Genomic DNA, 24500 nt, shown 5'->3' with positions numbered 1-24500 from the left:
CCGAGGCGACACCCTACGTCAGACAGCAACGCCTGACTTTGTGGAGCGACATGAGGCTGAGGCCTGTGGCACCTGTCAGCATGGCTTGACGGCTGGGATGATCAAGGCGGTGGAGAGGCGTCAGGTTTATGACATACCGGTGCCGCGTCTGGAGGTCACAGAGCATCAGGCAGCGATTTATTGTTGTGACCATTGCCGAGCCACGACGACAGCCACCTTTCCCGATGGCGTGAATGCACACGTGCAATACGGTAAGCGCATTCGGGCGGCGGCGGTCTACTGCAATGTTCAGCAGCTGATCCCCGAGGATCGGGTCTGCCAACTCCTGCGTGATTTGTTTGGTGCCACCAGCCTATGCGCGGCCAGCGTGACCAACTGGGTGAACGGCACAGCGCGTACCTTGGGTGGCGTCGTCGAACACATTCTGGCCCGGCTCAATGAAGGCGGCGTTCGGCATCTGGATGAGACCGGACTTCGTGTTGATGGTAAGCTGCACTGGCTGCACTCAATCAGCGATCTCGCCTTCACGCATTATCGCATCAGCACCAAGCGCGGTGCTGTTCCATCCTTCCTGACCGGCGGGACAATTGTTCATGACCACTGGAAGTCCTATTACGCCCATATGAGTGGGGTGGACGCGCACGCCCTGTGCGGGGCGCATCATTTACGGGAACTCAAGGCCATCGAAGAAATCGAAAAGGAGCCGTGGGCGTGCGCGATGAGCGTGCTGCTCAACAGCGCCAATCAGCTCAAGTGCGCGGCTCAGGGGCGAGGCGAGACCGAACTCCCCACGTCGGTTCACCACGGCATCCTCACCAAATACATGGCGATCCTCACCGAGGGCCTCGCCTTCCATGAGCGACAAGACCCACTGGCTAGACGCACTGGTGCGCGAGGCCGAAAAGCCAGGCGGCCAGGCCATAACCTTCTGGTCCGCTTGCGCGACTACCGTGATGACGTCCTAAGGTTCCTTACGGACTTCACAGTTCCCTTCACCAACAATCAGGCCGAACGGGACCTGCGCATGATGAAGTTGCGCATGAAAATCTCGGGAACTTTCCGCACCCTCGAGGGCGCGCAGGTCTTCGCTGACATCAGATCCGTCATCTCGACGGTCAGAAAACACGGGGGCAATATCCTCGAAACACTCACCCTATCACCACAACAGATCATCGCTCGGCTCTAACGTCGCAAGGGCAACACAAAACCCGATATCCGATGGGGTCCTTGGGAGTTACCAAAAAACCATGAAATCGGCCCAAAGGCAAATCCGAAGCCAAGCAACGCCGGTCCATTTTGGAAGCCGATGCGCTATGGGCACAAATGCCGCGGCCCTAAAACACCTCTCAAAAACAAAAAGGCCGCCCCCGAAGGAGCGGCCTTTTGCATACTGAACGACTACCGGCTGACGCCGGTAGGTTCCCTTTTTGAATGTAATTCAAGATACTGAAGTATGACAGCGTCAGTGACATTGCCGCTGGTTGTTGAGAAAAATCCGCGAGCCCAAAACCGCTGGCCCCAGTACCGTTTGCGCAGTTCGGGAAACTCGCGCTGTATCTTATAAGACGAGCGTCCCTTGATCCGCATCATCACCTTTGACAAAGCTATCTGAGGCGGGACCGATATGAACATGTGGACGTGATCGGTCGACAATACGCCCTTCTCAATATGCACGCCAAGTTCTTGGCATGTTTGGATAATGATTTCACGGATACGCTCACGCATCTCTCCGCGCATAACTTTGTATCGGTATTTTGTTGTCCAGACGACGTGAAATCGGTGATAAAATTTGGTATGGCTTCCTGTGGAATAGATCATAATCTTCCCTCTCATTTTTAAGACCCTTACCGCTTCGCGGGGTCTTAAAAATGAGAGGGAAGATTATAGTACATTACGCTAAAGCGGACCGGCTGGAAGCCGGTGGCTTTAATCCCGTTTGTGGAAAGTAAAAGCAGTGTAAGGCTTAGTCAGCCAAAGCAGCAGCAATCAAAACTACCAAGATCAGTGGAATGATCAGGCCTGCGGAAGAAGAAGAACCAGCGGTCTCTTCCATAACGACAACGGGCGCCATTTCCATGATTGGCTCAGAAACGTTACCGGCAAAAGCAGTAGAAGCAGCGCCAGCGAATGCAGCAGCAAGTGCGAATTTTTTCATTTTATTTCTCCAAGTTATTGCCCGCGGCAAAATTAGTGAGGTGTAAGCTATGGGCACCCAAGTCTTCCCTCTTCACTTGCCAAACCACGAATACACACCCATTGCAAAGATATAAGTAGTCCGATCGCCACAACTTCGGCGCGATGTCGTCAAATCAGCAACACTTGCGTGCCAACATCTGTCATTCTGAAGAGTTCGGAAATGTGCTCATTATAGAGGCCAATGCAGCCGTTAGATGAACGACGTCCGATTTTGCGCGTGTCGTGGGTTCCATGAATCCGGTAGTAGGTCCAAGACAAATAGAGTGCATGCGTTCCAAGCGGGTTATCCGGGCCAGGGCCAACAAATTCAGGCCATTCGGGGTTTCTCTCGAGCATTGACGGCGTCAGGCGCCAGCTTGGTCCTTCGACCTTACGCACGACTTCTGTGCGGCCCTTTGGGGCAGGTCAGCGGTTAGCGGTACAGACGTTGGGTATAGTTTGTAGACCGTTTGGTCTGAATTCCAGTAGTGCAGCGCACGCGACTGGATATCAACGAGGATCGCGCCGCCGTTCAGGTTGTTAAAGTATGGCTGCCAGTCAAGTGTCCGAAAACTCGACACATTCCGGATGATCGTCTGTGAGATGTCGCTCTCAATCTCAGTCGTATTCTCAGTTTTTGCGACAGCGCCTGTGCCGATGGCGGCAGCGGATGACGCCAAAAAACTACGCCGGTTGAGCGTGCTAAAGGTAGGTTTTGTCATGGGTCGCTCCCCCATTCAATTTCATAAAACCACATGCCTGATATGATGCATTTATCGCGCTCACAAATCAAACTGATGATTTTGAGCCGCTTCACGCCGATGTGGGTTTGAAACGCAACGCCTGAGCGGATATGGCAAAAGAAATCGATAAGGGTTCTCATATGCTTCGTCGTTCATTTATTCTTGGTTTTTTGGCCTTTGGTCTGGCTGCCTGTGCTGGCGCGCCTTTGGCGACGATCGGCCCTGACGGGCTCCCGCTGCCACAAGTTTATCGAATTGGGCCGCAAGACGCCAATGACATCCAGTTCCATATGCTTGACGGGTTAAACGCCCTACGCAACGCGTCTGGCGCCCAACCAGTTCGGCTAAACGCACAATTGAACGCCGCAGCAGCAACGCATTCCCGCGATATGTCCGTGCAGAACCGCCCTTGGCATTTTGGTTCTGATGGATCGTCCCCAATCGATCGTCTACGGCGCGTCGGCTACACTGGGTCCCTGACAGGCGAAACCATTTCCGAAACCTATGAGACCGAACTTGAAACGCTTGGCGCGTGGATGCGTGAGCCCGACACACGGGCTGTCTTGTTGGATTCCGATGCGACGGACATGGGTATTGCTTGGTTCCAGGAAGGCAACGGAAAGATTTGGTGGACGTTGGTTATGGCCGATTCAAACCGGCGCGGGATCGTTGCGCAAGAAAATCCCATTCCTTTGCAATAAGCGTTGGCCGTTAGAACAACGCCTAGGCGTACATGAAAATTGGCGTTCCGACATTTACCATCGCATAGATGTCTTCCATCTCACGGTCCTTCACAGCAAGACAACCCGCCGTCCAATCATCGCGATTGAGCGATGCGCGAGGTGTTCCGTGGATGAAAATGTCACCACCAGGTGATTTGCCCATCGCACGAGCGCGGGCGCGATCTGCGGCGTTCGGGTACGAAATACCGATGGACAGATAGAAACTGCTGTTTGGATTTTTGCGGTCGATAAAATACGCACCTTCCGGCGTCCGCCCATCGCCTTCGACTTCCTTATGACCGGTTGGCGCGAAGCCAAGCTCAAAGTCATACTGCTCAAGCACCTCGTTGTTGTGAAAAAGAAACATCTTTCGGCGTCCCTTTTGAACCACAACACTGGTCACGGCAGGTCCAGTATAAACGCGAAACTCGCTTGAACAGGCCGTCAGGGCAAAAAGTGCCGCTGCGCTGGTGAATATTCGTCGGTTCATCATTAAAATTGCCCCACTCGGTCTTTTATTAAACTTGACCTTTTGAACGGGTAATTAACGCAGGTTTGTTCAATGTCCTAGAAATTATAGCAGCTGCGCAATCACGACCGGGTGAACGACCCCACAAGTTCAACATGTGGCGACCAGCGGAACTGGTCAACGATATCGATCCAGTTCAGCGTAAACCCTGCCGCAACCAGCGCCGCCGCATCGCGCGAGAACGTCACCGGATTACACGACACCATTGCAACGGCCCGAACCTTCGAAGCGCAAAGTGTCGCGATCTGCGCATCGGCCCCGGCACGGGGCGGGTCAAGAACGGCAAGATCAAAGCGCTTCAGTTCATCAGGTTCCAACGGGCGGCGATACAGATCGCGAGTCTCGGTTGTTACTGTCTTTAGGCCCTTGGCATGCCGCCAGCCACGATCAAGCGATTCCAACATATCGGAGCTGCTTTCGACGGCATGAACTTCAGCCACTTGCGCAAGTGAAAGGGCAATGGTGCCCGCGCCAGCAAACAAATCAACGCAGCGTTTCGCCCCCGTTGCCGTCTCTAACACTGCGGAAACGAGTGATTTTTCACCTTCACGCGTCGCTTGCAAGAATGCGCCCGCAGGGGGCTCAACACGGGTATTGCCGAACTCCTGATCCGGCGCCTTGCGGGTCACGACAACTTCGTCGTTCCACGCCAATCGTGCCAGATTATGCGCTTCAGCCAATGCCGCCAATTCGATCCGAAGCTGTCCAGTCAATTCGCGATCTGTCTCAACCATAACATCCAAGCCACCAAGGCTATCCGTCACCGTCAGGTTGACCTCGGACTTGCGCGACGCCGCGATAATGGTCAGTGCCTCAAGTGCTGGGAACCCAGCGCGGATCGCTGGAAGCAACAGCTGGCAATCTGGAATATCAATCAAAGCATCTGAGGCTTTCGCATGAAATCCGACCATCGCGCCTTTTTTCGTGCGCCGTCCCGACAAACGCGCACGTCGGCGGCTTTGCGCCGGAGATGTGTGGATCGTGCGAAACGGGAACGGCAAATCACGAGCCATCATCGCGCGTTCAACAATCTTAGTCTTCCACGCTGCAACAAAATCGTCTGACGCGTGCTGCATTGTACAGCCACCACAGCTTTTGAAATGACGGCAGGGTGGCTTAACACGATCCGCAACGGGCGTGATGATACGCGCGGTGCCATCTGGCAGCGGCTCAACTTCTTCGCCGGGCAAAACCCGTTCCAGATGTGTGCCATCTGCCAGTTGACCAAGCCCTGCTTGATTAAGCCGTTCTACTATCTGACCCATTTATTCCGCCGCATCTTTCGTGCTGTCGAACCCACCGGATTGGCGATTCCAATATCGTGCATAGGTTCCTGCGCGTTTCAGCAGGTCCTCATGCGCTCCTTCTTCCACAATGCGCCCTTCTTCCAGCACAATAATGCGGTCCATACCCGAAATCGTTGAAAGACGGTGGGCGATTGCCACAACCGTCTTGCCGTCCATTGCACGATCCAGCGCGATCTGGATCGCAGCCTCAACTTCGCTATCGAGCGCGGAGGTCGCTTCATCCAGCACCAAGATCGGCGCGTCCTTCAGCATGGCGCGGGCTAGTGCAATCCGTTGACGCTGGCCACCGGAAAGTTTCACCCCCCGTTCCCCTAAGTGCGCATCATATCCCGCACGACCCACATTGTCGCGAAGGTCACCGATAAAATCATGTGCTTCGGCCTTCCCCGCCGCGGCAATCATCTGTGCGTCGGTTGCATCGGGCCGTCCATAGATGATGTTGTCACGCGCTGATCGGTTGAACATCGCCGTTTCCTGCGTGACCATTCCAATAGCAGCGCGCAGGCTATCTTGTGTCACGCCGCGCACGGCCTGCCCGTCAATCAGAACGTCACCATTCTCAGGATCATATAACCGCAACAGCAGCGCCACGAGCGTGGATTTGCCAGCCCCAGACGCCCCGACAATGCCGAGCTTTTCACCAGCTTTGATGGTCAAATTGATTCCACCGATCCCACCAGCCCCGCCGCCATATTGAAACGACACATCGCGAAATTCAATTTCAGCGGCCGTCACATTGATTGGCTTGGCATCAACAGTGTCGGTCAATTGGTGCGGCGGGGTTAGGGTCTTCATGCCATCTTCAACCTCTCCGATGTGGCTGAACACTGCCATCAGAACAAAGCTGACCCACCCAGTCATTTGACTAAGCCGAATTGACACCGCGCCGATAGCCGCGAGATCGCCAGGTGTGACACCAGCATCTCGCCACGACAGCCCGAAACCCACCATCGCCAGCGGCAAAACCCCTGCAAGTGTGATGAGGCCAAAGCGGAACAGCGTCGCGACCTCTCCGTAAGCGAGCGCCCGACCACGCAGGTCTTGCATCGCGCTTTGCGCGGCGTCGGATTCATGAAGCGTCCCTGCGAATAGCTTGACCGTTTTAATGTTGGTGATGGTGTCGACAACCTGCCCTGTCAGCATCGCGGCAGCTCCAGCCCGTGCCTTCGATCGTGACCGGATGCGGGGCAGGAAAATCCAGAGAAAGACAACATAGCTCATGATCCAGAACGCCAGCACAATCAGCAGACGGGCGTCGATTGTGATCAGCAAAAACGCTGTGCCGATCACCGTCGCCAGCGCGAACAGGACCGCGTTCACCGTCTCAATGACCGTTTCGGTAATTGACCGCGCCACCTGCATTTGCTTTTGCGCAATACGTCCCGCGAAATCATTGTCAAAGAACGTGACCGCCTGTCCCAGTGTCCAGCGGTGCAAACGGCCGACAACCAGCGTAAACAGGTTCGGCCCAACGACGACGGATTGAAATGACGCAGACAACCCGAACAGCGCGGGGCGCAAAACCATCAACAACACGACGGCGCCAATCAGCAACCCGGCGCTGTCGCCAATGGGCTGCGAAGACGCCGCGATGTCCACGACCTGCCCCAACAGGAACATCGCCAAAACTTCAGTCGCGCCCGCCAATGCGGATATAAATGCAGCCAGCCCAATAACGCGCCACGCGCCAGACAGCGCCCAGTTGAAGAACCGCGCGAGGGTATCTGGCGGTGGGCCATCGGCCTCCATTCGGCTGTCGATCAGATTGCCAAGGCGTTTGATCATCTGTTGATACCGCGTTGCAATCATTGCGCGGCCTCAATTTCTGTACTGATAAAACCACCGGATTGACGCGCCCAGAAGCCTGCATATTGCCCATTCAGCGCGAGCAGCGTGTCGTGGGTTCCGTCTTCAACGACTTTGCCACCGTCCATCACTACGATCCTGTCCATCTGCGAAATCGTCGACAGCCGGTGCGCGATGGCGATGACAGTTTTGCCATCCATCAGGCCTTTCAACGTCTTCTGGATCGTCGCCTCAACCTCGGAATCAAGCGCTGACGTCGCCTCGTCCAGCAACAGGATCGGCGCATCTTTCAGGATTACGCGCGCCAGCGTGATGCGTTGGCGCTGCCCACCTGACAGCTTCACACCGCGTTCACCGACATGGGCATCAAAACCTTTGCGACCTTGTCCGTCTTCAAGATCAAGAATGAAATCATAGGCTTCGGCTTGTTTTGCCGCTGCGATCACCTGCGCTTCTGATGCACTCGGATTTCCATACAGAATATTGTCGCGCACGGATCTATGCAGGAGGGAGCTTTCCTGTTGTACCATGCCGATCGCTTGCCGCAGGGAGTCCTGACAGACCCCAGCAATGTCCTGACCATCAATCAAGATACGTCCGGATTCTGCATCGTAAAATCGCAATAGGAGCTTAACGAGTGTCGACTTTCCTGCGCCGGACCGCCCAACCAAACCTATCTTTTCACCCGGTGCAACGGTCAGGGATAGCTTGTCGATCCCACCGGAAGCGCGCCCGTAATGATGGCTCAGAGATTGGATCTCCAAGCCACCACCTAGGACCATCAGTGGCTTGGCGTCTGTCGCATCGGTCAGCGTGATCGGTTGGGCAATCGTCTCCATGCCCTCAGAAATAACACCAAGATTTTGGAACAAGTTCGTCACCGCCCACATGATCCAACCTGTCATCGAATTGAGCCTGAGGGTTAACGCCGCCGCAGCAGCAACGATACCCGCCGTCGCTAAGCCGCCCGACCAGAGCCACAGTGCCCAACCAACAACCGAAACAATCAAGATGCCGTTCAACAAGACAAGCGATACATCCATGATTGAGAAAAGCCGCATTTCGCGTTGCAGGGCTGAACGTGTGTTTTCAATCGCCTCACGTGCATAGTTGATTTCGCGATCATGGTGCGCAAACATTTTGACGGAATGGATGTTGGTATAGCTGTCCACAACGCGGCCCGTGACCTCGGACCTTGCATCAGATGATGCCTTGGCCGCGGGGCCGACGCGGCGAACTGTCCAACGCATCAGGACGATGTAAAGCGCGAACCAAATCACCAGCGGTAGCAACAACCGCGGATCGGCCCCCATCAATAGAACACCCGCGCCAATGATATACGCGAGCGAGAATGTCACCGCGTCAAACGCTTGAAACGCGACCTCACCGGCTGCGGGTGGTGTCTGCATAATACGGTTGGCGATGCGGCCCGCGAAGTCATTTTCAAACCAACCAACAGACTGGCGCAACACGTGGCGATGTGCGCGCCAACGCACGATAGTCCCAAAATTCGGAATGATTGACTGGTTCAAAAGGGCAACGTCGATGATCTGCAAGAGTGGGCGCAACGTGAGCAGGAAGACCGCAACAAAGAAGAATTCCAATCCATGGTCAGCCCACATGGATTCTTCGGACCCGGGTGCGATCATATCTATAAGACGACCCATGTAGGAAATCAGCCAAATCTCAACTGTTGCAACGATGACGGACATGATTCCAGCGGCCCAGAACACCAGTTTGAACGGGCGCACGTAGGTTAACAGGAACGGCCAAAGGCGCGTTGGCGGGACGTCGTCCTCGGCATATGCCTCATACGGGTCAACAAGATTTTCAAAGAAGCGAAACACGGCGAGTTCCTTTCCCTAGCGGATATAGACCGGATTACGTCACAGGAAAACCAGTCCTGAAAACATCGCCAATGCGACGGCCATAATATGCATAAAAATCCGCCACTTAGATGCGTCCGCGAGGAGGGTTCTTAGCAGGCTTCCTGCATAGGTCCAAAATAGGCAGACATAAAGGTTTGTGGCGGAGAAAGTTACGGCAAGCATTGTCGCCTGCATCATCGGTGACAGGTCTGCGATTATCGCGGATGCAGATGTGGCAACGGCCCATATTTTCGGGTTTACCCATTGGAACAGGATCGCCTGAATAAACGTAAAAGGGCGATCGGTGTCGCGTGTTTGCACCGGTTTTGCATGCCACAGCTTCCACGCCATCGAAAGGATCCACAACGACGCGATGATCATCAAAACGATACGCAAAGTTGGGAACGCCTCAATCAGCGCGCCCAATCCCAAGCCCGTGACGAAGGCAATAAACCCAACGCCCAGCGCCACGCCCAACAGATGTGGCAGAGTGGCGCGAAAACCAAACCGTGCGCCCGACGTCGTAAGAAGGATGACATTCGGACCGGGGGAAAACAGGCCAAGGAAGACAAAGCCGACGAGCGCCGTCACGGGAGTGCTAAAAGGTCAGACTTTACCAGTGTAAAACCGGATGCGATCCATGCCGTTTCAAGCTGTTTGAGGCGCGCACCCAATGCGGGACCTGCGTAGGTTGGCATCAGGTCTTTGGCCGTTACGGGGTAGTTTTGTGCACCACCAAACTGCGCCGCGTCCATATCGATCTTTGTAAAGGTGCCGCCGGACAATGCCGCCCGCAACATTAACGCTTCGATCGCAAGCTCAGAACCCAGATTGTAGCCCAAAGGTGCAGCATCAATCACCGACAACGCGCCGTCACGGATACGGGTGAATTCAAGGGTGTCGGCCTTGGAGAGGCGCAGCTGCGATGTAACATCACCGGGATTTATGGCGGCAAGTCGCGTGTGCAAATGTGCGGGGCGGCCGAGTTTTTCTTGAAGATGGATAAGCGGCGCGAGGGCCGACACATCCGCACCCGCAAGCAGACGACCCAACGCGCCGCACATTGCCATGGACGCCATTGCAGGTGCGGGGTTTGGCGCAAGGAGGGTTTTCAAAAGCTCGGTCCGCACCCGTTCTTTTGCTAGGCCCTCCAGCCCATCAAGGTTTGCGGCGCAGGCCGCAAACCCGTCGGCATCTATCCCCTGATCGGGGTCGCCAAACCACGCATAGAAACGGAAAAACCGCAAAATACGCAGGTAATCTTCGCGGATGCGCAAATCAGCGTCATTAATAAACCGCACGTGTCGCGCATGCAGATCAGGGATGCCCCCGACAGGGTCGATGACCGTACCATCCGGCGCGCAATACAGCGCGTTCATCGTGAAATCACGGCGCACAGCGTCTTCTTGCAGGGTGTTGGAAAACGCCACAACAGCATGGCGGCCATCGGTTTCAACATCGTTGCGGAACGTCGTAATCTCAAACGGGCGATGATCAGCAACAACTGTTACTGTGCCATGATCAATGCCGGTCGCAATAACCTTAAGTCTCGCATCCTTTGCCAATTGCATGACCACATCAGGCCGCGCGTTTGTCGCAAGGTCCAAGTCAGCCACGGGCATATCGACCAAGGCGTTTCGCACACAACCACCGACGAAATAAACCTCATATCCCGCGTCCACCAGCAGCCCTGTCACCGCCTTGGATGCATCCGAGTTCAACCAGTTTGCCGAGAGTTTCATTCGACCACCGCCTCAGCCATTGCGCGCAGGATACGCGCGGTGGCGCCCCAGATATAATAAGGGCCGTAGGGGACAGTATAATAGTAGCGTTTTTGCCCACGCCAATGACGCCCTTCGATGCGATAATTAGCAAGTGTTAAGACGTGGCGCAACGGCACGGTGAACGCTTCTTCCACCTCACCCGGTTCAGGTTTAAACGTCAGATCCGAAGGCACTATCGCAACAATCGGCGTGATTGAATAATTCGTGATGGTGTCATGATATGGCAGTTGACCAAGAACTGTAGCCGACCTTGGGTTGAGGCCAATTTCCTCCTCTGCCTCACGCAGGGCAGTATGGGTCAGATCGCGATCTGTGTCGTCCCTGCGGCCCCCTGCAAACGCAATCTGCCCGGGGTGATGTTTCAGATGGGCCGCGCGTTTTGTCAGGATAAGCTGCCCGTTTTCCGTCACCGCGATCAACACGGCTGCTGGTTTTAGAATACGGCCTTCGGGCAGCACCACGCTTGGGTTCAGATCGAAATCTGACGTCGACGTCGCTGCGTTTTCAATACAGCGACGCAGCATCTTTTTCAGGTCTTCAGGGCTTTGCATCCGATCCCTTTGCATCCGGTCCTTCTGTTGCTTCAAACCCCAACGTGTTGGGCTGAAACACATAATGCGAACCGCAGAACTGGCAGTCAGCAGTGACTGTGCCTTCTTCAGTGGTCATATGTTTGATGTCTTTGGCCGAATAGATCGACAGGGACTGGCGCACTTTGTCGGGCGAACACGAACAACCGAATTCAACCGTTTGCGGGTCAAACACGCGCGGGGCTTCTTCGTGAAACAAGCGCACCAACAATTCGGTTGGCTGCACGGTTGGGCCGATCAATTCAATTTCTTCGGCAGTGCGCAGGAGCGTAGTGGCACGGGTCCAGTTTTCGCCTTCGTCATCATCCAGAATATCAGCGGAGGTCAGCAACCCACCATCGCTCACTGGCTCACTTGCAACGGACGGGGAGGCCTTAGGCATCGCCTGCAACATAATCCCGCCAGCACGCCACGATTCCGCCCCACTTGGAACAGACGCCTTACCGTATGTCAGCTGGAAAGCTGTCGGCAGCTGTTCGGATTGCGCGAAATATGCCTCAGCGCAGGCAGACAATGACCCACCAGCAATTGGTGTGATTCCTTGATAGGGAACCATGCCTTCGCCTTGGTCAATCAGGATCGCGAAATAGCCTTTGCCGACCTGACTAAACGGATGCCCAGTCGGGTCGATCGCGTCCTTGTCATAGCTGGCATAGGCACGCACGCGGGCCGGCTTGCCGTCAGCCGTTGGGCCGTAATAATCTGTCGCAATCAAGCGCGCTGGGCCGTCGCCGCGCACTTGCAATGACAGCTTCCAACGCAGTTTGATCGTCTGACCGATCAACGCGGTCAACAATGCCATCTCTGCGACCAATGCCTCAATGGCAGGGGGGTAATCATGCTGCGCCAGCACATTGTCCAACACGCCATCAAGACGCGCGATGCGCCCACGAATATCAGACCGGTCAAGCTGAAATGGCAGGACGGTATCATCCCAAGCGATGTGTGATGCAATAGTCATTGGGGTTTCCTAACAAGTCCAAGGTTGGCATACCGCGTCCATATAGGTGCCACAAGGCGAGGAAAAAGGGCATGATCAAACGGTACGGCGAACGGGTTGACCCAGCCATGCACTATACGCCGCGCCCCGGCGCCTACGTAATCTTGCAACGCGGGCATGATTTACTGCTGACGGTGCAAGACGGGACACGGCTCGAACATCCTGAAATCCAACTGCCGGGTGGTGGGATCGATGCGGGTGAGCAAATCTTGCCGGCGCTGCATCGTGAAGTTATGGAAGAAACCGGCTGGCGGATGGGCAAGCCGCGTCGCATAGGGGTCTACAAACGCTTTGTTTTTATGCCGGACTACGACATGTGGGCGGAGAAAATTTGTACGATCTATTGGTCGCGACCGACGCTGTGTTTGGGCCCCCCTTTGGAAGACAGTCACACCGCTGTTTGGGTTCCGATGAACGACGCCCCTGCCCTATTGTCCAATGATGGTGACGCTACGTTCGTGGCCAGCTTGCTCTAGCGCAGAAATCGGAGTAACCCGCGAGCGATAAATGCTCAGGAGCCTTGCGCCAATGTCTAAAGTCACCGCACCCAAAAAAGTCGTCCTCGCCTATTCCGGCGGTTTGGACACCTCGATCATTTTGAAATGGTTGCAGACGGAATACGGCTGTGAGGTCGTTACGTTCACCGCCGATCTCGGCCAAGGTGAGGAACTTGAGCCGGCGCGCGTCAAAGCTGAGCTTATGGGCATCCCGCCTGAGAATATCTATATCGAAGACGTCCGTGAAGAATTCGTTCGCGATTTCGTTTTCCCGATGTTTCGCGCAAACGCGGTCTACGAGGGGCTGTATTTACTGGGCACATCAATCGCTAGACCCTTGATTTCAAAGCGTTTGGTTGAAATTGCGGCAGAAGTCGGCGCAGATGCGGTGGCCCATGGCGCGACCGGAAAAGGCAACGACCAAGTGCGGTTCGAACTGGCTGCTTATGCGCTGAATCCCGATATTAAAGTCATCGCGCCGTGGCGTGAGTGGGACTTGTCCAGCCGCACGAAACTGCTGGAGTTCGCCGAAGAACATCAAATCCCAGTCGCAAAAGACAAACGCGGCGAAGCGCCGTTTTCTGTCGATGCAAATCTGCTGCACACATCATCCGAAGGTAAGGTTCTTGAAGACCCCGCAGAGATGGCACCAGATTACGTTTATCAGCGCACAGTTGCGCCAGAAGACGCACCAGATACGCCCGAGTTTGTAGAGATCGGATTTGAGCGTGGCGATGCTGTTTCGATCAATGGTGAGGCGATGTCGCCAGCTACAATCCTTACTAAACTCAATGAGTTAGGCGGAAATCACGGCTGTGGTCGCCTTGATCTGGTTGAGGGTCGTTTCGTGGGCATGAAGTCCCGTGGCATATATGAAACGCCCGGTGGCACGCTGCTGCTTGAGGCGCATCGTGGGATTGAATCCATCACGCTCGATCGCGGCGCTGCGCATCTGAAAGACGAGCTGATGCCACGCTACGCTGAGCTGATTTACAACGGTTTCTGGTACTCGCCTGAGCGCGAAATGTTACAAGCCGCGATTGATAAATCACAGGAGCATGTGACCGGAACCGTGAAGCTAAAGCTCTACAAAGGATCGGCCAGAACGGTTGGTCGTTGGTCCGATCATTCGCTGTATTCAGAGGCGCATGTGACGTTCGAAGACGACGGCGGTGCATACGATCAAAAGGACGCTGCAGGTTTCATTCAGTTGAACGCGCTGCGGCTTAAGCTTCTGGCGGCACGTAATAAGCGGCTGAAATAAAAGAGAAAAGCCCGGGCGCAGTGATGGGGTCCGGGCTTGGTACTTGTGAAGAACAAAGGTTACTGGGCGGTCACAACTGTCATTACGAGGTTGCCATCGGGCTTGATTAGGCCGTCTTCCATAGCGCCAAGCGTGTATTCAAATACGCCGGTCGCCATGCCACCAGTATCAGATGAGCGTGGTTTTGTTGGACAGAAGATCGCAATAGTAGGGCAGTGTTTCAATGCACAGGGCGCGATGCGGTCCGGTAAGCTCTGGTAAATCCCCTTCCGGCCCCGCAAAACCAGTACTTTGATGCACGGCTCGATACCAATGAGACGCCCAAATTCCATCAAAGGAGCGGGGACCATTGGGCCATGACAACATCGCGAAATCGAATAGAACCCCAATCATCAAACATAGGTTTTTTAAAGCCTTTTCAGGATCTTGTCGGATCTCGGAGCTGTCGACAACGTGCCCACCAATCCGCTTAAACAGGGCCAATTGCTGGGGATATCCAATGTCGTGGAGCGTCGGGTTTTCCCGTTTGGCGGCGTAACTGGCGATGACACGGGCAGGGTGGCGGATCAGGTGGATGTTTACACAGTCTTTGGTCCAGTCCAACGGGAAGCCGTCCAGCATATGATGTGGCATATGTTTCATATACTTATGCGCTTTCTCGCCGTCATTCGCGCAGGCCGTCGCCACGAGTTGCGGGCCAGTTTCATGGGCCGTTAGGATCGCATCCGACATGGGGTGGTCCAGCCCAGATGCCGCTAGATAGGGGGCATAAAACGGTTCGTCCATAGCGGTGAAATCGGCGCGATTTGCGAAGGAGTACATAAGCGCTGTCGACAGGTTGCGCGGGCCGGACCAGACGGCAATTTTCATGTTTCACTCGAATTTGTACAAAACTCTGACAGGGGGGTGCATGGTTTGTACAAAACTTCAGCCCGCCGTTTCAGCCAGAATCAGCGCCTTATAGAGGTCGCGGATCTGTTTTGTGATCGGACCCATGTCACCAGTCCCAATCTGACGCCCGTCGATAATGCTGACCGGAGTTTGCGCGCCAAAGGTTCCTGTCAAAAACGCTTCATCCGCGCCGTATGTATCGACCAGCGAAAAGTTGTGTTCATACGCAGGGATGTCGTTCGCGCGGCACAGATCGATCACCTTTTGGCAGGTGATTCCGTTCATGCAATAATCGCCCGTGCTTGTCCAAACCGCACCCTTTTGAATAAGTTCAGATAGATGTGAGACAAAATTTTGTTGCCAAGATTTAGGCGACCTCGGAGACTGAGAATTGAAAGAAACCAGCTCACGAGGCCAATATGCAAATCATCGGACTGCACAAGAACGTTTATAAACTTTATGCTTGGGCGCGGACACAAGAATGTTTGGACGTGTACCGTATCAAATACGAAGGTCAGGTTCGGCAATGGGACGACTTACGTACAGAGGGCGTTTCTCTATCAAAGTGCGCTGAATTCGTCGGCATCTCGCGCGCGACATATTACCGTCACAAGCGTATTTTGAAGGTTTTGGCGCAGGCAATCATACCGCCTTCAAAGGCTCCCAAACGCTGCAACAAGTCACAGTGGGGCGAGGCAGAAAAGCAATTGGTGCTTGAGGCCCGCCGCGACAATGAAACCTACGGTAAGGAGAAAATAGGGGCCATCTTGCGTCGCGACAAAAAGCAAACCATGAGCGATAGCACCGTGGGGCGCATTTTGAGCTTTCTAAGGAAAAAAGGCCTGATCACACGATCAAGATCTGCGCCCCAAAAGCGCAAGCGTAATTTTTCCAAGGGGCATGCCAAGGGATGGAAATATAGGGATTACAAAGATATTGTGGTTGGCGAGCGTGTGCAGATCGATCATATGACTGCCACGAAGAACGGCGTCACGTGCAAACACTTTCAAGCCTGGGAGAGGTGTAGCAAGCATATCCACGCGCAAGTTTATTCGAATGCCACGGCACGCTCTGCCAAACGGTTTTTGCAAGAACTCGTGGAAATAGCTCCCTATAAGATCATCTCAATTCAAGTCGATGGCGGGTCTGAGTTTATGGCCGATTTTGAGACAGCGTGCGAACAGATGGAGATCCCGCTCATTGTGCTGCCGCCAGCAAGGCCAAAATACAACGGTGGTGTCGAGCGCGGTAACCGCACCTTCCGCGAAGAGTTCTATGCATGTCGTGATCTCATTGCCGACAGCATAGGAGCGATGCGGTTTGAACTTCGAAAAGCCGTCAATAAATACAACACATTCAGGCCTCATCATGCCTTGAAAGGCAAGACACCAATGGAGTACATTCGAATCACTCAGGCCAAAGTCGTGTGAGTCTCAAAACACCTGAACCTATACACTTTCGAACGATAAAAAAGTTACAGGCGTTGGTGGTGTTCACGAAGCCATGAACGTCGAGCATCAGGGCCTCGTCCGCGCCGGCCTTTTCAGCTGCGATGCAGGCAAGGATACAATTGAGCTTGGAATGAGAGTTGAGTTTCGGGTCCTGTGTCATCGGCAAACCGCGTTGATGCGGGACGGTCGCAAGAGTGATAGGGCGCGGCAATTTCGGGATAGAATGTTCCATGATAATAACCATCGTCGGGCCAGACCGGCTGAGGGAGGGATGCTGGAACGGCAATATCTTAATACCGCGCGTAATCATCAACCGACAGTGGACGTCGGTGTGCATGGCATTGGCCGATTGCGTCTCTAACACAGCGGAAATTACACCGTTTCGATCCATACCAATATCAAGATCAATGGCTTTTGCGGCTTCAAACAGGCGGTCGATATGTTCATCCATGAAGGCCCAATTGCCATCATAAAGCCGCATCCCTTCCCACACACCATCACCGAGCATGAAGCCGGAGTCATAAACGCTTACCGTTGCTTGCGCGCGCGGGGTCAAGGTGCCGTTGATCCAGATCAGAATGGTCTGATTGCGTGGATCGTCTTCGGCGGTGTGGGTGGTGATTTTATCGGTCATGCAGGGACGCTACGGCGCAGCGCCGATTGTTCCAAGAGGTAAACAGCGCGTGAGGACACGGTCCAGTGAATTGCGCGTGGATGAGTTGGACGCGATGATAGCGCAAAGGGAGACACCAAATGACTTCGATGATGCGAAATCTGAAGACCGTGGCGCTGGCGGCAGCGATTGGAGCAGCAACATTGATGCTTGCTGGCAAAGCGGAGGCGCGCGACATGCAGACGATTACCGTCGCGGGCGGCTGTTTCTGGTGCGTCGAAAGCGATTTTGAGAAAGTGACCGGCGTAACCGAGGTCACGTCTGGATATACCGGCGGAACCACGGCCAACCCGACATATAGCCAAGTTACCGGCGGCGGCACGGGCCATTATGAGGCTGTAGAAATCCGCTACGACGCCGACCAAGTTTCTGCCCGCCAGATTTATGATCTGTTTTTCCGGTCTGTCGATCCAACGGATGCCGGTGGGTAATTTTGTGACCGTGGCGACAGCTATCGTACAGCAATTTTCGTATCTAACACGGCGCAACAACAAGCGGCACAGGCGGCATTGTCAGCCGCGCAATCAGAGTTGGGACAACAAATCGTAACCCCGATATTGGCGGCTTCGACGTTCACCGATGCGGAAGAATACCATCAGGACTATTACAAAGGTCAGAACCGGGTCGTCACACGGCGCGGAATTAAGACCGAAGCGGAGGCCTATGCGTTTTATCGTGACGCTTGCGGACGTGACGCGCGGGTTGAACAGCTTTGGGGCAGCAATGCACCATTCATCAATCACTAAAGGATTGAACATCCGCTAAATCAGGTATCACGTCGGCGGTACCCCGTCGCATGACCATGATTGCGGCTGCTTTGGACGCCATTTGCATGGCTTGCAACATGGGTTGGCCCCGATCAAGACCCGCAAGAACGTAGCCCGTGAAGGTATCACCGGCGCCAGTGGTATCTATGGGCGTCACTTTGTGGGCAGGAACATTGATCGGACCGTCGGGGCCAAACCAAGTGGCACCCTTTGCGCCGAGCGTGACAATGACGTCTTTGACGGGAATATCTTGCGGGCCTTGTCCAGTCGTGTCTTTTAACTGCGCGGCTTCGACTTCGTTCAGGATCAGAAAATCAAGGTAAGGGAGCACCGCCATCACCGCGCCAGAGTCAAACGGTGCGGCGGCATAGGCCACGCGCAGACCCATCTTTGCGGCGAGTGAGGCGGCTTGCACTTGCAGGTTGGTTTCGTTCTGAAAAACCAATGCATCACCGGTTTCGGCCTGCGTTAGTGCCTGTTCTAACACGTGGGTAGGGATTTTGACGTTGGCCCCTTGGTGCAAAATGATGATGTTTTCGCCATTTGTATCAACCGCAATAATCGCTTGCGCTGTTTCAACATCGATTTCAACGATATGGCGTGTATCAACACCGTATTCCAGCAGCCGTTCAACGGCCCAGCGCCCATCGGCGCCAACTGCGCCGATGTGGGCAACACGGGCGGCGGCGCGGGCGGCGGCAACGGACATGTTTGCACCTTTACCGCCCAGAAAAACTGCGCGGCCTGTGCTGGCAAGCGTTTCACCAGGGCTGGGGATGTGCGGAACCGAATAGACAATATCCGCATTAATGGAGCCTAAGTTCCAGATGGTCATGGCTGATCTTTCCGGTTTATCTTGCCGTACTCGACGCGAGAACGGCCATGTTTAGGATGTCGTTCACCGTACTGCCCGTGGAGCAAATCTGGATCGGTTTATCGATGCCAGCAAGGATCGGGCCAATCACAGTCGCTCCGGCCATTTCTTGCATTAACTTGACAGAAATCGAGGCAGAGTGGCGCGCCGGAACGACCAAGACATTGGCTGGCCCTGTCAAACGCGAAAACGGATACGCCTCTTGCGCCTTGGTATTGAGCGCCACATCAACGGTCATTTCGCCCTCGTATTCAAAATCAACACTTCGCTCATCAAGCACGTTCGTCGCTTTGTGCATTTTTTCGGCCCGCTCGGAGATCGGGTATCCGAAGGTCGAGAATGACAGGAATGCGACGCGTGGTTCCAACCCAAGACGGCGCGCGACGTAGGCTCCGCGTTCGGCAATGTCGGCCAGATCGTTTTCATCGGGCCATTCATGAACCAATGTGTCTGCGATCAATACGATCTTTCCTTTGTTCAGGACAGCCGTCACACCCACTGCGCCATCATGGGGGCCAGCGTCGAATACGTGGTTAATCAACTCAAGCACATGGGCGGATTTACGGGTCGCGCCAGTCACCATGCCATCGGCGTGGCCGTGGGCCAACATCAACGACGCAAACACATGACGGTCGCGGTTTGCCAAGCGGTGAATGTCGCTGCTGTCGTGGCCCTTGCGTTGCAGGCGATTGTACAAGAATTCTTTATATTCATCGAGGTGTTCAGTGTTTGCCGCGTTGACGATCGTCAGTTCGGAAACGGCATCACCGAGCCCTTCAAGAGTGAGCTTGGTTTTGACATCATCCTCCCGCCCGACAACGAGCGCGCGGCCAAAACCGGAACGTTGATACAAGACCGCAGCACGCAAGATACGCGGATCGTCGCCTTCGGCAAAAACGATCGTATGCTGATTTGCGCGTGCACGTGCGTTGATGCCGCGCAGGATGGACGCCGTGGGATCCATCCGCGTTTTAAGAGATTCTTCATAGCCTTCGATATCGACAATCTGGCGTCGCGCGACGCCGGTGTCCATACCAGCCCGCGCAACGGCGGGCGGGATGACATGTATCAAGCGCGGATCGAACGGCGTTGGAATGATGTAATCACGCCCGAATGTTAGCTTTCGCCCGTAAGCGAGCGCAACTTCGTCCGGCACATCTTCACGGGCGAGTTGCGCTAAGGCATTGGCACAAGCGATCTTCATTTCGTCGTTGATGGCACGCGCATGAATGTCGAGGGCCCCACGAAACAGGTAGGGAAACCCAAGAACGTTGTTCACTTGGTTCGGATAATCGCTGCGACCAGTCGCGACGATAACGTCGCTGCGAACGGCGTGGACTTCTTCTGGGGTAATCTCAGGGTCGGGGTTCGCCATAGCGAAGATGACGGCGTTTGGTGCCATCGATTGAACCATTTCTTGCGTCACGGCTCCCTTGGCAGACACGCCGAGGAAGACATCGCAGCCATCAATTGCCTGTGCCAAGGTGCGGGTGTCCGTTACGGCGGCGTGGGCAGATTTCCACTGGTTCATGCCTTCGGTGCGACCCTGAAAGATCACGCCCTTGGTGTCGCACATGATGCAGTTGTTGTGGGTCGCGCCCATTGATTTGAGCAATTCAAGGCACGCGATGCCCGCCGCACCTGCGCCATTCAGCACGATCTTAACGTCTTCGATTTTCTTACCAGAGATTTTCAGCGCATTGATCAAGCCAGCGGCGCAGATGACGGCCGTTCCATGCTGGTCGTCATGAAACACCGGAATGTCCATTTCTTCCTTCAGGCGTTGTTCGATGATAAAACATTCTGGCGCTTTGATATCTTCGAGGTTGATGCCGCCAAATGTCGGTCCCATCAGGCGCACGGCATTGCAGAATTCGTCGGGATCCTCAGTATCGAGCTCAATGTCGATAGAGTTCACATCGGCAAAGCGTTTGAATAAAACCGCCTTACCTTCCATCACAGGTTTCGACCCTAATGCACCCAAATTCCCTAATCCAAGGACCGCCGTACCGTTTGAAATCACCGCAACAAGGTTGCCTTTGTTGGTGTAATCGTAGGCGAGTTCAGGGTTTGCAGCGATTGCCTCACAGGGGACCGCGACGCCGGGGGAATAGGCCAGAGACAGATCGCGCTGCGTTGTCATCGGGACCGTCGCTTGAATTTCCCACTTTCCGGGGGTCGGATCCATATGGAATGCCAATGCGTCTTCGCGCGTAACTTTCGTGTTTGCCATCTGATACTCTCCGCCATTTCCTGGTCCTGCGTCCGAACCTTGATAGGGGCGCCGCTTGATCCCCGCAATGGGCGGTTTTTGCGCTTTCGTCGCTAACATAGGCTCGGTAGGTTGCGCAGACAGCATCAGGGGGATTTATGAACAGCAATGTGACACCGATGATGGTGCAGTATCTTGAAATCAAGGCAGATCATCCCGACGCGCTGTTGTTCTACCGGATGGGCGATTTCTATGAGCTGTTCTTTGATGACGCGGTAGCTGCTGCGGGCGCGTTGGATATTGCGCTGACCAAACGCGGCAAACATTTAGGCGGTGATATCGCCATGTGCGGTGTACCGTATCATGCCGCAGAGGGATATCTGCTGACGCTGATCCGCAAAGGGCACCGCGTTGCTGTTTGCGAGCAATTGGAAAGTCCAGCGGAGGCGAAAAAGCGCGGGTATAAATCTATCGTTAATCGGGGCGTCACGCGGGTTGTGACACCTGGAACGCTCACAGAGGATTCGTTGCTTGATGCACGGCGCCATAATTTTTTGGCAGCCTATGCAAGCGTTCGTGGCGACGGGGCATTGGCGTGGGTCGACATTTCAACGGGTGCTTTTTCGGTGCTTGGCTGTGACGGGGCAGGGCTTGGACCGGAACTGGCGAGGCTGAACCCGAAAGAGGTTCTGTTGAGCGATGTGGGTGAGGCGGATTTCGGCACCATCGTTGAGGATTCTGGCGCAGCGGTGACAGTTCTTGGCAATGCGGCGTTCGACAGCACAAACGGTGAAAAACGCCTGTGTCTTGTCTATGGCGTTTCATCCTTGGATGGATTTGGTGCGTTCACACGGGCTGAAGTGGCTGCTTTGTCAGCGGTGGTAGAATACCTTGATATCACGCAAAAAGGAAAACTGCCGCTGTTGCGTGCGCCAGTGCGCGAAAAACGCGAAGCGGCAATGCAGATTGATGCGTCAACGAGAAAGTCGTTAGAGTTAACGCGGGGAATGAATGGCGGCCGCGCAGGATCATTGTTGTCGGTGATTGATCGCACACAAACAGCTGGCGGCGCGCGGTTGTTAGAACGGCGGCTTTCATCCCCATCGCGCAATTTGGCCGAGATTGGCGCGCGGCAGGATGCAGTTGCTTGGTGCTTGGACAACGGTGATGTGGCCGCGTTTTTGGACGATAGGTTGCGCGAAGTGCCTGATCTGGACCGCGCTTTGTCACGCCTGTCGATGGATCGGGGTGGACCACGGGACATGACGGCCATTCGCAGCGCTATTGAGCAGGCGACAGTCATCGCCGACATGTTGCCAGACGACATGCCTGACGCATTGGCAGCCGCAGCGCGGGATTTGGTCGGTCAGGACGTTTTGCTAAAGTTGTTGGATGACGCGTTGGTTGCTGAACCGCCGCTGCTTGCGCGCGATGGCGGTTTTATTGCGAGCGGATATGACACTGAGCTGGATGAATTCCGATCCCTTAGGGATGAAGGCCGGTCCGTTATTGCCGCGTTACAGAGCCGTTATGCGCAAGAAGCGGGCGTTACTGGATTGAAGATCAAACATAATAACGTGCTGGGGTATTTCATCGAGGTCACAGCAACCCATTCAGCAAAAATGTTGGCCGCACAGCTGTCGGAGACATTCATCCATCGCCAAACCACGGCCAACCAAGTTCGGTTTACCACGGTCGAGCTGTCGGAGCTTGAAACGCGAATTTTGAATGCGGGTGGACGGTGTCTGGAAATTGAAAAGCGGCTCTATTCTTTCATAGTAGGCGCGATAATTGCGCAGGCGCCGATGTTGTTCACCCTCGCACGTGCGCTTGCGGAGTTTGATTTGAGCGCGGCTTTGGCGCGTTTGGCGCGCGAGGAGGGCTGGGTTCGACCAACAATGACGACGGAACGTGAATTTTTGATTACGGACGGGCGTCATCCCGTGGTCGAGGCCGCCTTGAAGCCGAGCGGGACACAGTTTGTGGCGAACGATTGTGACTTAAGAGATGAGCAAATTTGGTTGCTAACCGGACCCAACATGGCGGGTAAATCGACTTATCTGCGGCAGAACGCCCTGATTGCGGTTTTGGCGCAAATGGGCGCGTTCGTTCCTGCGAAATCAGCGACGATTGGGATCGTGAGCCAAGTTTTCAGCCGTGTCGGGGCGTCTGATGATCTGAGTAAGGGTCAATCGACCTTCATGGTTGAGATGGTAGAGACCGCTGCGATATTGAACCAAGCAGACGACCGGGCATTGGTGATTTTGGATGAGATCGGGCGCGGCACCGCGACCTATGATGGCCTGTCGATTGCTTGGGCGACGTTGGAACATTTGCACGACATTAACCGATGCCGCGCGCTGTTCGCCACTCACTACCACGAGATGACGGGTCTATCCGACAAGTTGGACGGCGTGGCGAATGCAACTGTGACCGTCAAGGAATGGGAGGGGGATGTGATTTTCCTCCATGAAGTGAAGCGTGGCACAGCGGATCGATCTTATGGTGTGCAGGTTGCGCGACTGGCGGGGCTGCCCGCGTCGGTTGTTGCACGGGCCAAGGTTGTTTTGGAAGCCTTGGAAAGAGGCGAGCGTGAGGGAAAACAGAAGGCGGTCATTGATGATCTTCCGCTGTTCAGCGCAACACCTGCGCCAGCCCCACAAAAAACCGCGCCTTCCGAGGTGGAGGCGCGACTGAAAGATGTTATGCCCGATGATCTGAGCCCGAAAGACGCGCTCAATCTGATCTATGAACTGCGTGGGTTGGTTAAGCCTTAGGCGCTGAAGACACCCCAACTTGCGCGGGGCGCAGCAGGCGGTCGTGCAGCATGAAACCGGTTGAGGCGACCTGAATAATGTCGCCAGCTTTAGTTCCAGGCAGAGGTGCTTCGAACATCGCTTCGTGGATTTGCGGATCGAACCGTTCGCCGACTTCGGCCACAATAGGGTCGATTCCGTGCTTCTTGAACACACCAACGAGAGCACGCATTGTGAGTTCGACGCCTTCGAGCAAGGCCTTGTCACCGTCTTTACCGTCTTCTTTGTTCATCTTAAGCGCACGCTCAAGATTGTCATAGATCGGGAGCAAGTCACGGGCGAGGCGGGACCCACCATAGTTTTCGGCCTCACGACGGTCACGGTCCGCACGTTTACGCGAATTTTCGACATCTGCGAGCGCGCGCATGTAGCCATCTTTGAGTTGTGACATCTCCGTCTTCAAGGCGACAATATTGTCATCTTCGGCGATCATCTCATCCAGAGTCATCTCATCCTCTGGCCCGACATTCGGGTCAGACATGATATCATCGAGGAAATTGTTTTCGTTTTCGTTTTCAGCCATAGTTTACG

Annotated in this window: 20 protein-coding genes and 6 pseudogenes; 7 read left to right on the top strand and 19 right to left on the bottom strand. The window is 54.7% G+C overall.

Features of this window, described 5'->3' with window-relative positions; genetic code table 11:
* Positions 1-7: 7 nt before the first annotated feature.
* Positions 8-1186 (top strand): annotated as a pseudogene (tnpC, locus tag OA238_RS24535) (IS66 family transposase); the annotation flags it as partial.
* Between the two features lie 212 nt (positions 1187-1398).
* On the opposite strand, the gene tnpA reads toward tnpC, so the two are convergent.
* From tnpA to OA238_RS33120, 4 genes and pseudogenes are all read right to left on the bottom strand, one after another.
* Positions 1399-1818: an IS200/IS605 family transposase gene (gene tnpA, locus OA238_RS24530; protein ID WP_015494130.1), complete on the bottom strand. Its 420-nt coding sequence runs from the start codon at positions 1816-1818 to the stop codon at positions 1399-1401.
* Positions 1819-1963: 145 nt separating this feature from the next.
* Positions 1964-2155, bottom strand: a complete 192-nt coding sequence (locus tag OA238_RS24525) for a hypothetical protein (protein WP_044037552.1) — start codon at positions 2153-2155, stop codon at positions 1964-1966.
* A 149-nt stretch (positions 2156-2304) separates the two neighbouring features.
* Positions 2305-2897 (bottom strand): annotated as a pseudogene (locus tag OA238_RS24520) (L,D-transpeptidase).
* Positions 2894-3058: a hypothetical protein gene (locus OA238_RS33120; protein ID WP_187293109.1), complete on the bottom strand. Its 165-nt coding sequence runs from the start codon at positions 3056-3058 to the stop codon at positions 2894-2896. The pseudogene OA238_RS24520 and the gene OA238_RS33120 overlap by 4 nt, the downstream one beginning before the upstream one ends.
* Between OA238_RS33120 and dalA the strand changes: the two genes are divergently transcribed.
* The gene (dalA, locus tag OA238_RS24515; protein ID WP_015497280.1) at positions 3059-3619 is read left to right on the top strand and encodes a divisome-associated lipoprotein DalA; all 561 of its coding nucleotides are present in this window, start codon (positions 3059-3061) and stop codon (positions 3617-3619) included.
* Between the two features lie 22 nt (positions 3620-3641).
* On the opposite strand, the gene OA238_RS24510 is transcribed toward dalA, so the two are convergent.
* From OA238_RS24510 to hslO, 8 genes are all read right to left on the bottom strand, one after another.
* The gene (locus tag OA238_RS24510; protein ID WP_187293108.1) at positions 3642-4133 is read right to left on the bottom strand and encodes a L,D-transpeptidase family protein; all 492 of its coding nucleotides are present in this window, start codon (positions 4131-4133) and stop codon (positions 3642-3644) included.
* A gap of 98 nt (positions 4134-4231) precedes the next feature.
* Positions 4232-5434, bottom strand: a complete 1203-nt coding sequence (locus tag OA238_RS24505; RefSeq protein WP_015497278.1) for a class I SAM-dependent RNA methyltransferase — start codon at positions 5432-5434, stop codon at positions 4232-4234.
* Positions 5435-7261, bottom strand: a complete 1827-nt coding sequence (locus tag OA238_RS24500) for an ABC transporter ATP-binding protein (RefSeq protein WP_044038763.1) — start codon at positions 7259-7261, stop codon at positions 5435-5437.
* 20 nt (positions 7262-7281) lie between these two features.
* Positions 7282-9129 (bottom strand): ABC transporter ATP-binding protein, encoded by a 1848-nt coding sequence (locus tag OA238_RS24495; protein ID WP_015497276.1) that lies wholly within the window; start codon positions 9127-9129, stop codon positions 7282-7284.
* Positions 9130-9168: 39 nt separating this feature from the next.
* A complete protein-coding gene (locus tag OA238_RS24490) occupies positions 9169-9741 on the bottom strand; it encodes a LysE family translocator (protein ID WP_015497275.1) in 573 nt (190 codons plus the stop codon).
* A complete protein-coding gene (locus tag OA238_RS24485) occupies positions 9738-10892 on the bottom strand; it encodes a CCA tRNA nucleotidyltransferase (RefSeq protein WP_015497274.1) in 1155 nt (384 codons plus the stop codon). Before OA238_RS24485 ends, OA238_RS24490 begins: the two co-directional genes overlap by 4 nt.
* Entirely contained in the window at positions 10889-11485 is a 597-nt protein-coding gene (locus OA238_RS24480; protein ID WP_015497273.1) for a CoA pyrophosphatase, read from the bottom strand. Before OA238_RS24480 ends, OA238_RS24485 begins: the two co-directional genes overlap by 4 nt.
* Positions 11472-12485 carry an Hsp33 family molecular chaperone HslO gene (gene hslO / locus OA238_RS24475; RefSeq protein WP_015497272.1) on the bottom strand — a complete coding sequence of 338 codons (1014 nt, stop codon included), beginning with the start codon at positions 12483-12485 and terminating at the stop codon, positions 11472-11474. Before hslO ends, OA238_RS24480 begins: the two co-directional genes overlap by 14 nt.
* A 71-nt stretch (positions 12486-12556) precedes the next feature.
* Between hslO and OA238_RS24470 the strand changes: the two genes are divergently transcribed.
* Positions 12557-13000, top strand: a complete 444-nt coding sequence (locus OA238_RS24470; RefSeq protein WP_015497271.1) for an NUDIX domain-containing protein — start codon at positions 12557-12559, stop codon at positions 12998-13000.
* Positions 13001-13052: 52 nt separating this feature from the next.
* Positions 13053-14285: an argininosuccinate synthase gene (locus OA238_RS24465; RefSeq protein WP_015497270.1), complete on the top strand. Its 1233-nt coding sequence runs from the start codon at positions 13053-13055 to the stop codon at positions 14283-14285.
* 59 nt (positions 14286-14344) lie between these two features.
* Here OA238_RS24465 and OA238_RS35455 read toward each other — a convergent pair.
* The 3 genes and pseudogenes from OA238_RS35455 to OA238_RS24455 all read right to left on the bottom strand — a co-directional run.
* Positions 14345-14458: pseudogene (locus OA238_RS35455) on the bottom strand (DUF7282 domain-containing protein); the annotation flags it as partial.
* The gene (locus OA238_RS24460) at positions 14454-15155 is read right to left on the bottom strand and encodes a sulfotransferase-like domain-containing protein (RefSeq protein WP_015497269.1); all 702 of its coding nucleotides are present in this window, start codon (positions 15153-15155) and stop codon (positions 14454-14456) included. The pseudogene OA238_RS35455 and the gene OA238_RS24460, both read right to left, overlap by 5 nt.
* Before the next feature lie 57 nt (positions 15156-15212).
* Positions 15213-15506: pseudogene (locus tag OA238_RS24455) on the bottom strand (aminotransferase class IV); the annotation flags it as partial.
* 89 nt (positions 15507-15595) lie between these two features.
* Here OA238_RS24455 and OA238_RS24450 point away from each other — a divergent pair.
* Positions 15596-16606, top strand: coding sequence for an integrase core domain-containing protein (locus OA238_RS24450; protein ID WP_015494941.1), 1011 nt, complete (start codon positions 15596-15598; stop codon positions 16604-16606).
* 25 nt (positions 16607-16631) lie between these two features.
* Here OA238_RS24450 and OA238_RS24445 read toward each other — a convergent pair.
* Positions 16632-17261: pseudogene (locus OA238_RS24445) on the bottom strand (aminotransferase class IV); the annotation flags it as partial.
* Between the two features lie 119 nt (positions 17262-17380).
* Between OA238_RS24445 and msrA the strand changes: the two are divergent.
* Positions 17381-18046, top strand: a pseudogene (gene msrA / locus OA238_RS24440) (peptide-methionine (S)-S-oxide reductase MsrA).
* Here msrA and OA238_RS24435 read toward each other — a convergent pair.
* Both OA238_RS24435 and OA238_RS24430 read right to left on the bottom strand, forming a co-directional pair.
* On the bottom strand, positions 18036-18902 hold the full coding sequence (locus OA238_RS24435; protein ID WP_015497267.1) for a ribokinase: 867 nt from the start codon (positions 18900-18902) through the stop codon (positions 18036-18038). The pseudogene msrA and the gene OA238_RS24435 overlap by 11 nt on opposite strands.
* A gap of 16 nt (positions 18903-18918) precedes the next feature.
* Positions 18919-21174 carry an NADP-dependent malic enzyme gene (locus tag OA238_RS24430; RefSeq protein ID WP_015497266.1) on the bottom strand — a complete coding sequence of 752 codons (2256 nt, stop codon included), beginning with the start codon at positions 21172-21174 and terminating at the stop codon, positions 18919-18921.
* Between the two features lie 137 nt (positions 21175-21311).
* On the opposite strand from OA238_RS24430, the gene mutS reads away from it, so the two are divergent.
* The gene (gene mutS / locus OA238_RS24425; protein ID WP_015497265.1) at positions 21312-23930 is read left to right on the top strand and encodes a DNA mismatch repair protein MutS; all 2619 of its coding nucleotides are present in this window, start codon (positions 21312-21314) and stop codon (positions 23928-23930) included.
* Here mutS and OA238_RS24420 read toward each other — a convergent pair.
* Positions 23920-24492, bottom strand: a complete 573-nt coding sequence (locus OA238_RS24420) for a nucleotide exchange factor GrpE (RefSeq protein WP_015497264.1) — start codon at positions 24490-24492, stop codon at positions 23920-23922. The genes mutS and OA238_RS24420 overlap by 11 nt on opposite strands.
* Positions 24493-24500 lie beyond the last annotated feature (8 nt).

Origin of the sequence: Octadecabacter arcticus 238 (assembly GCF_000155735.2) — a bacterium.
Lineage (GTDB): Bacteria > Pseudomonadota > Alphaproteobacteria > Rhodobacterales > Rhodobacteraceae > Octadecabacter > Octadecabacter arcticus.
This window is presented reverse-complemented; position numbering and strand designations above follow the sequence as displayed.

Bases quoted from the DNA above. Each gene is read 5' to 3' on its own strand.
- tnpA (WP_015494130.1), bottom strand. From the start codon at position 1,818: ATGATCTATTCCACAGGAAGCCATACCAAATTTTATCACCGATTTCAC.
- OA238_RS24525 (WP_044037552.1), bottom strand. From the start codon at position 2,155: ATGAAAAAATTCGCACTTGCTGCTGCATTCGCTGGCGCTGCTTCTACT.
- OA238_RS33120 (WP_187293109.1), bottom strand. From the start codon at position 3,058: ATGAGAACCCTTATCGATTTCTTTTGCCATATCCGCTCAGGCGTTGCG.
- dalA (WP_015497280.1), top strand. From the start codon at position 3,059: ATGCTTCGTCGTTCATTTATTCTTGGTTTTTTGGCCTTTGGTCTGGCT.
- OA238_RS24510 (WP_187293108.1), bottom strand. From the start codon at position 4,133: ATGATGAACCGACGAATATTCACCAGCGCAGCGGCACTTTTTGCCCTG.
- OA238_RS24505 (WP_015497278.1), bottom strand. From the start codon at position 5,434: ATGGGTCAGATAGTAGAACGGCTTAATCAAGCAGGGCTTGGTCAACTG.
- OA238_RS24500 (WP_044038763.1), bottom strand. From the start codon at position 7,261: ATGATCAAACGCCTTGGCAATCTGATCGACAGCCGAATGGAGGCCGAT.
- OA238_RS24485 (WP_015497274.1), bottom strand. From the start codon at position 10,892: ATGAAACTCTCGGCAAACTGGTTGAACTCGGATGCATCCAAGGCGGTG.
- OA238_RS24480 (WP_015497273.1), bottom strand. From the start codon at position 11,485: ATGCAAAGCCCTGAAGACCTGAAAAAGATGCTGCGTCGCTGTATTGAA.
- hslO (WP_015497272.1), bottom strand. From the start codon at position 12,485: ATGACTATTGCATCACACATCGCTTGGGATGATACCGTCCTGCCATTT.
- OA238_RS24470 (WP_015497271.1), top strand. From the start codon at position 12,557: ATGATCAAACGGTACGGCGAACGGGTTGACCCAGCCATGCACTATACG.
- OA238_RS24465 (WP_015497270.1), top strand. From the start codon at position 13,053: ATGTCTAAAGTCACCGCACCCAAAAAAGTCGTCCTCGCCTATTCCGGC.
- OA238_RS24460 (WP_015497269.1), bottom strand. From the start codon at position 15,155: ATGAAAATTGCCGTCTGGTCCGGCCCGCGCAACCTGTCGACAGCGCTT.
- OA238_RS24450 (WP_015494941.1), top strand. From the start codon at position 15,596: ATGCAAATCATCGGACTGCACAAGAACGTTTATAAACTTTATGCTTGG.
- OA238_RS24435 (WP_015497267.1), bottom strand. From the start codon at position 18,902: ATGACCATCTGGAACTTAGGCTCCATTAATGCGGATATTGTCTATTCG.
- OA238_RS24430 (WP_015497266.1), bottom strand. From the start codon at position 21,174: ATGGCAAACACGAAAGTTACGCGCGAAGACGCATTGGCATTCCATATG.
- mutS (WP_015497265.1), top strand. From the start codon at position 21,312: ATGAACAGCAATGTGACACCGATGATGGTGCAGTATCTTGAAATCAAG.
- OA238_RS24420 (WP_015497264.1), bottom strand. From the start codon at position 24,492: ATGGCTGAAAACGAAAACGAAAACAATTTCCTCGATGATATCATGTCT.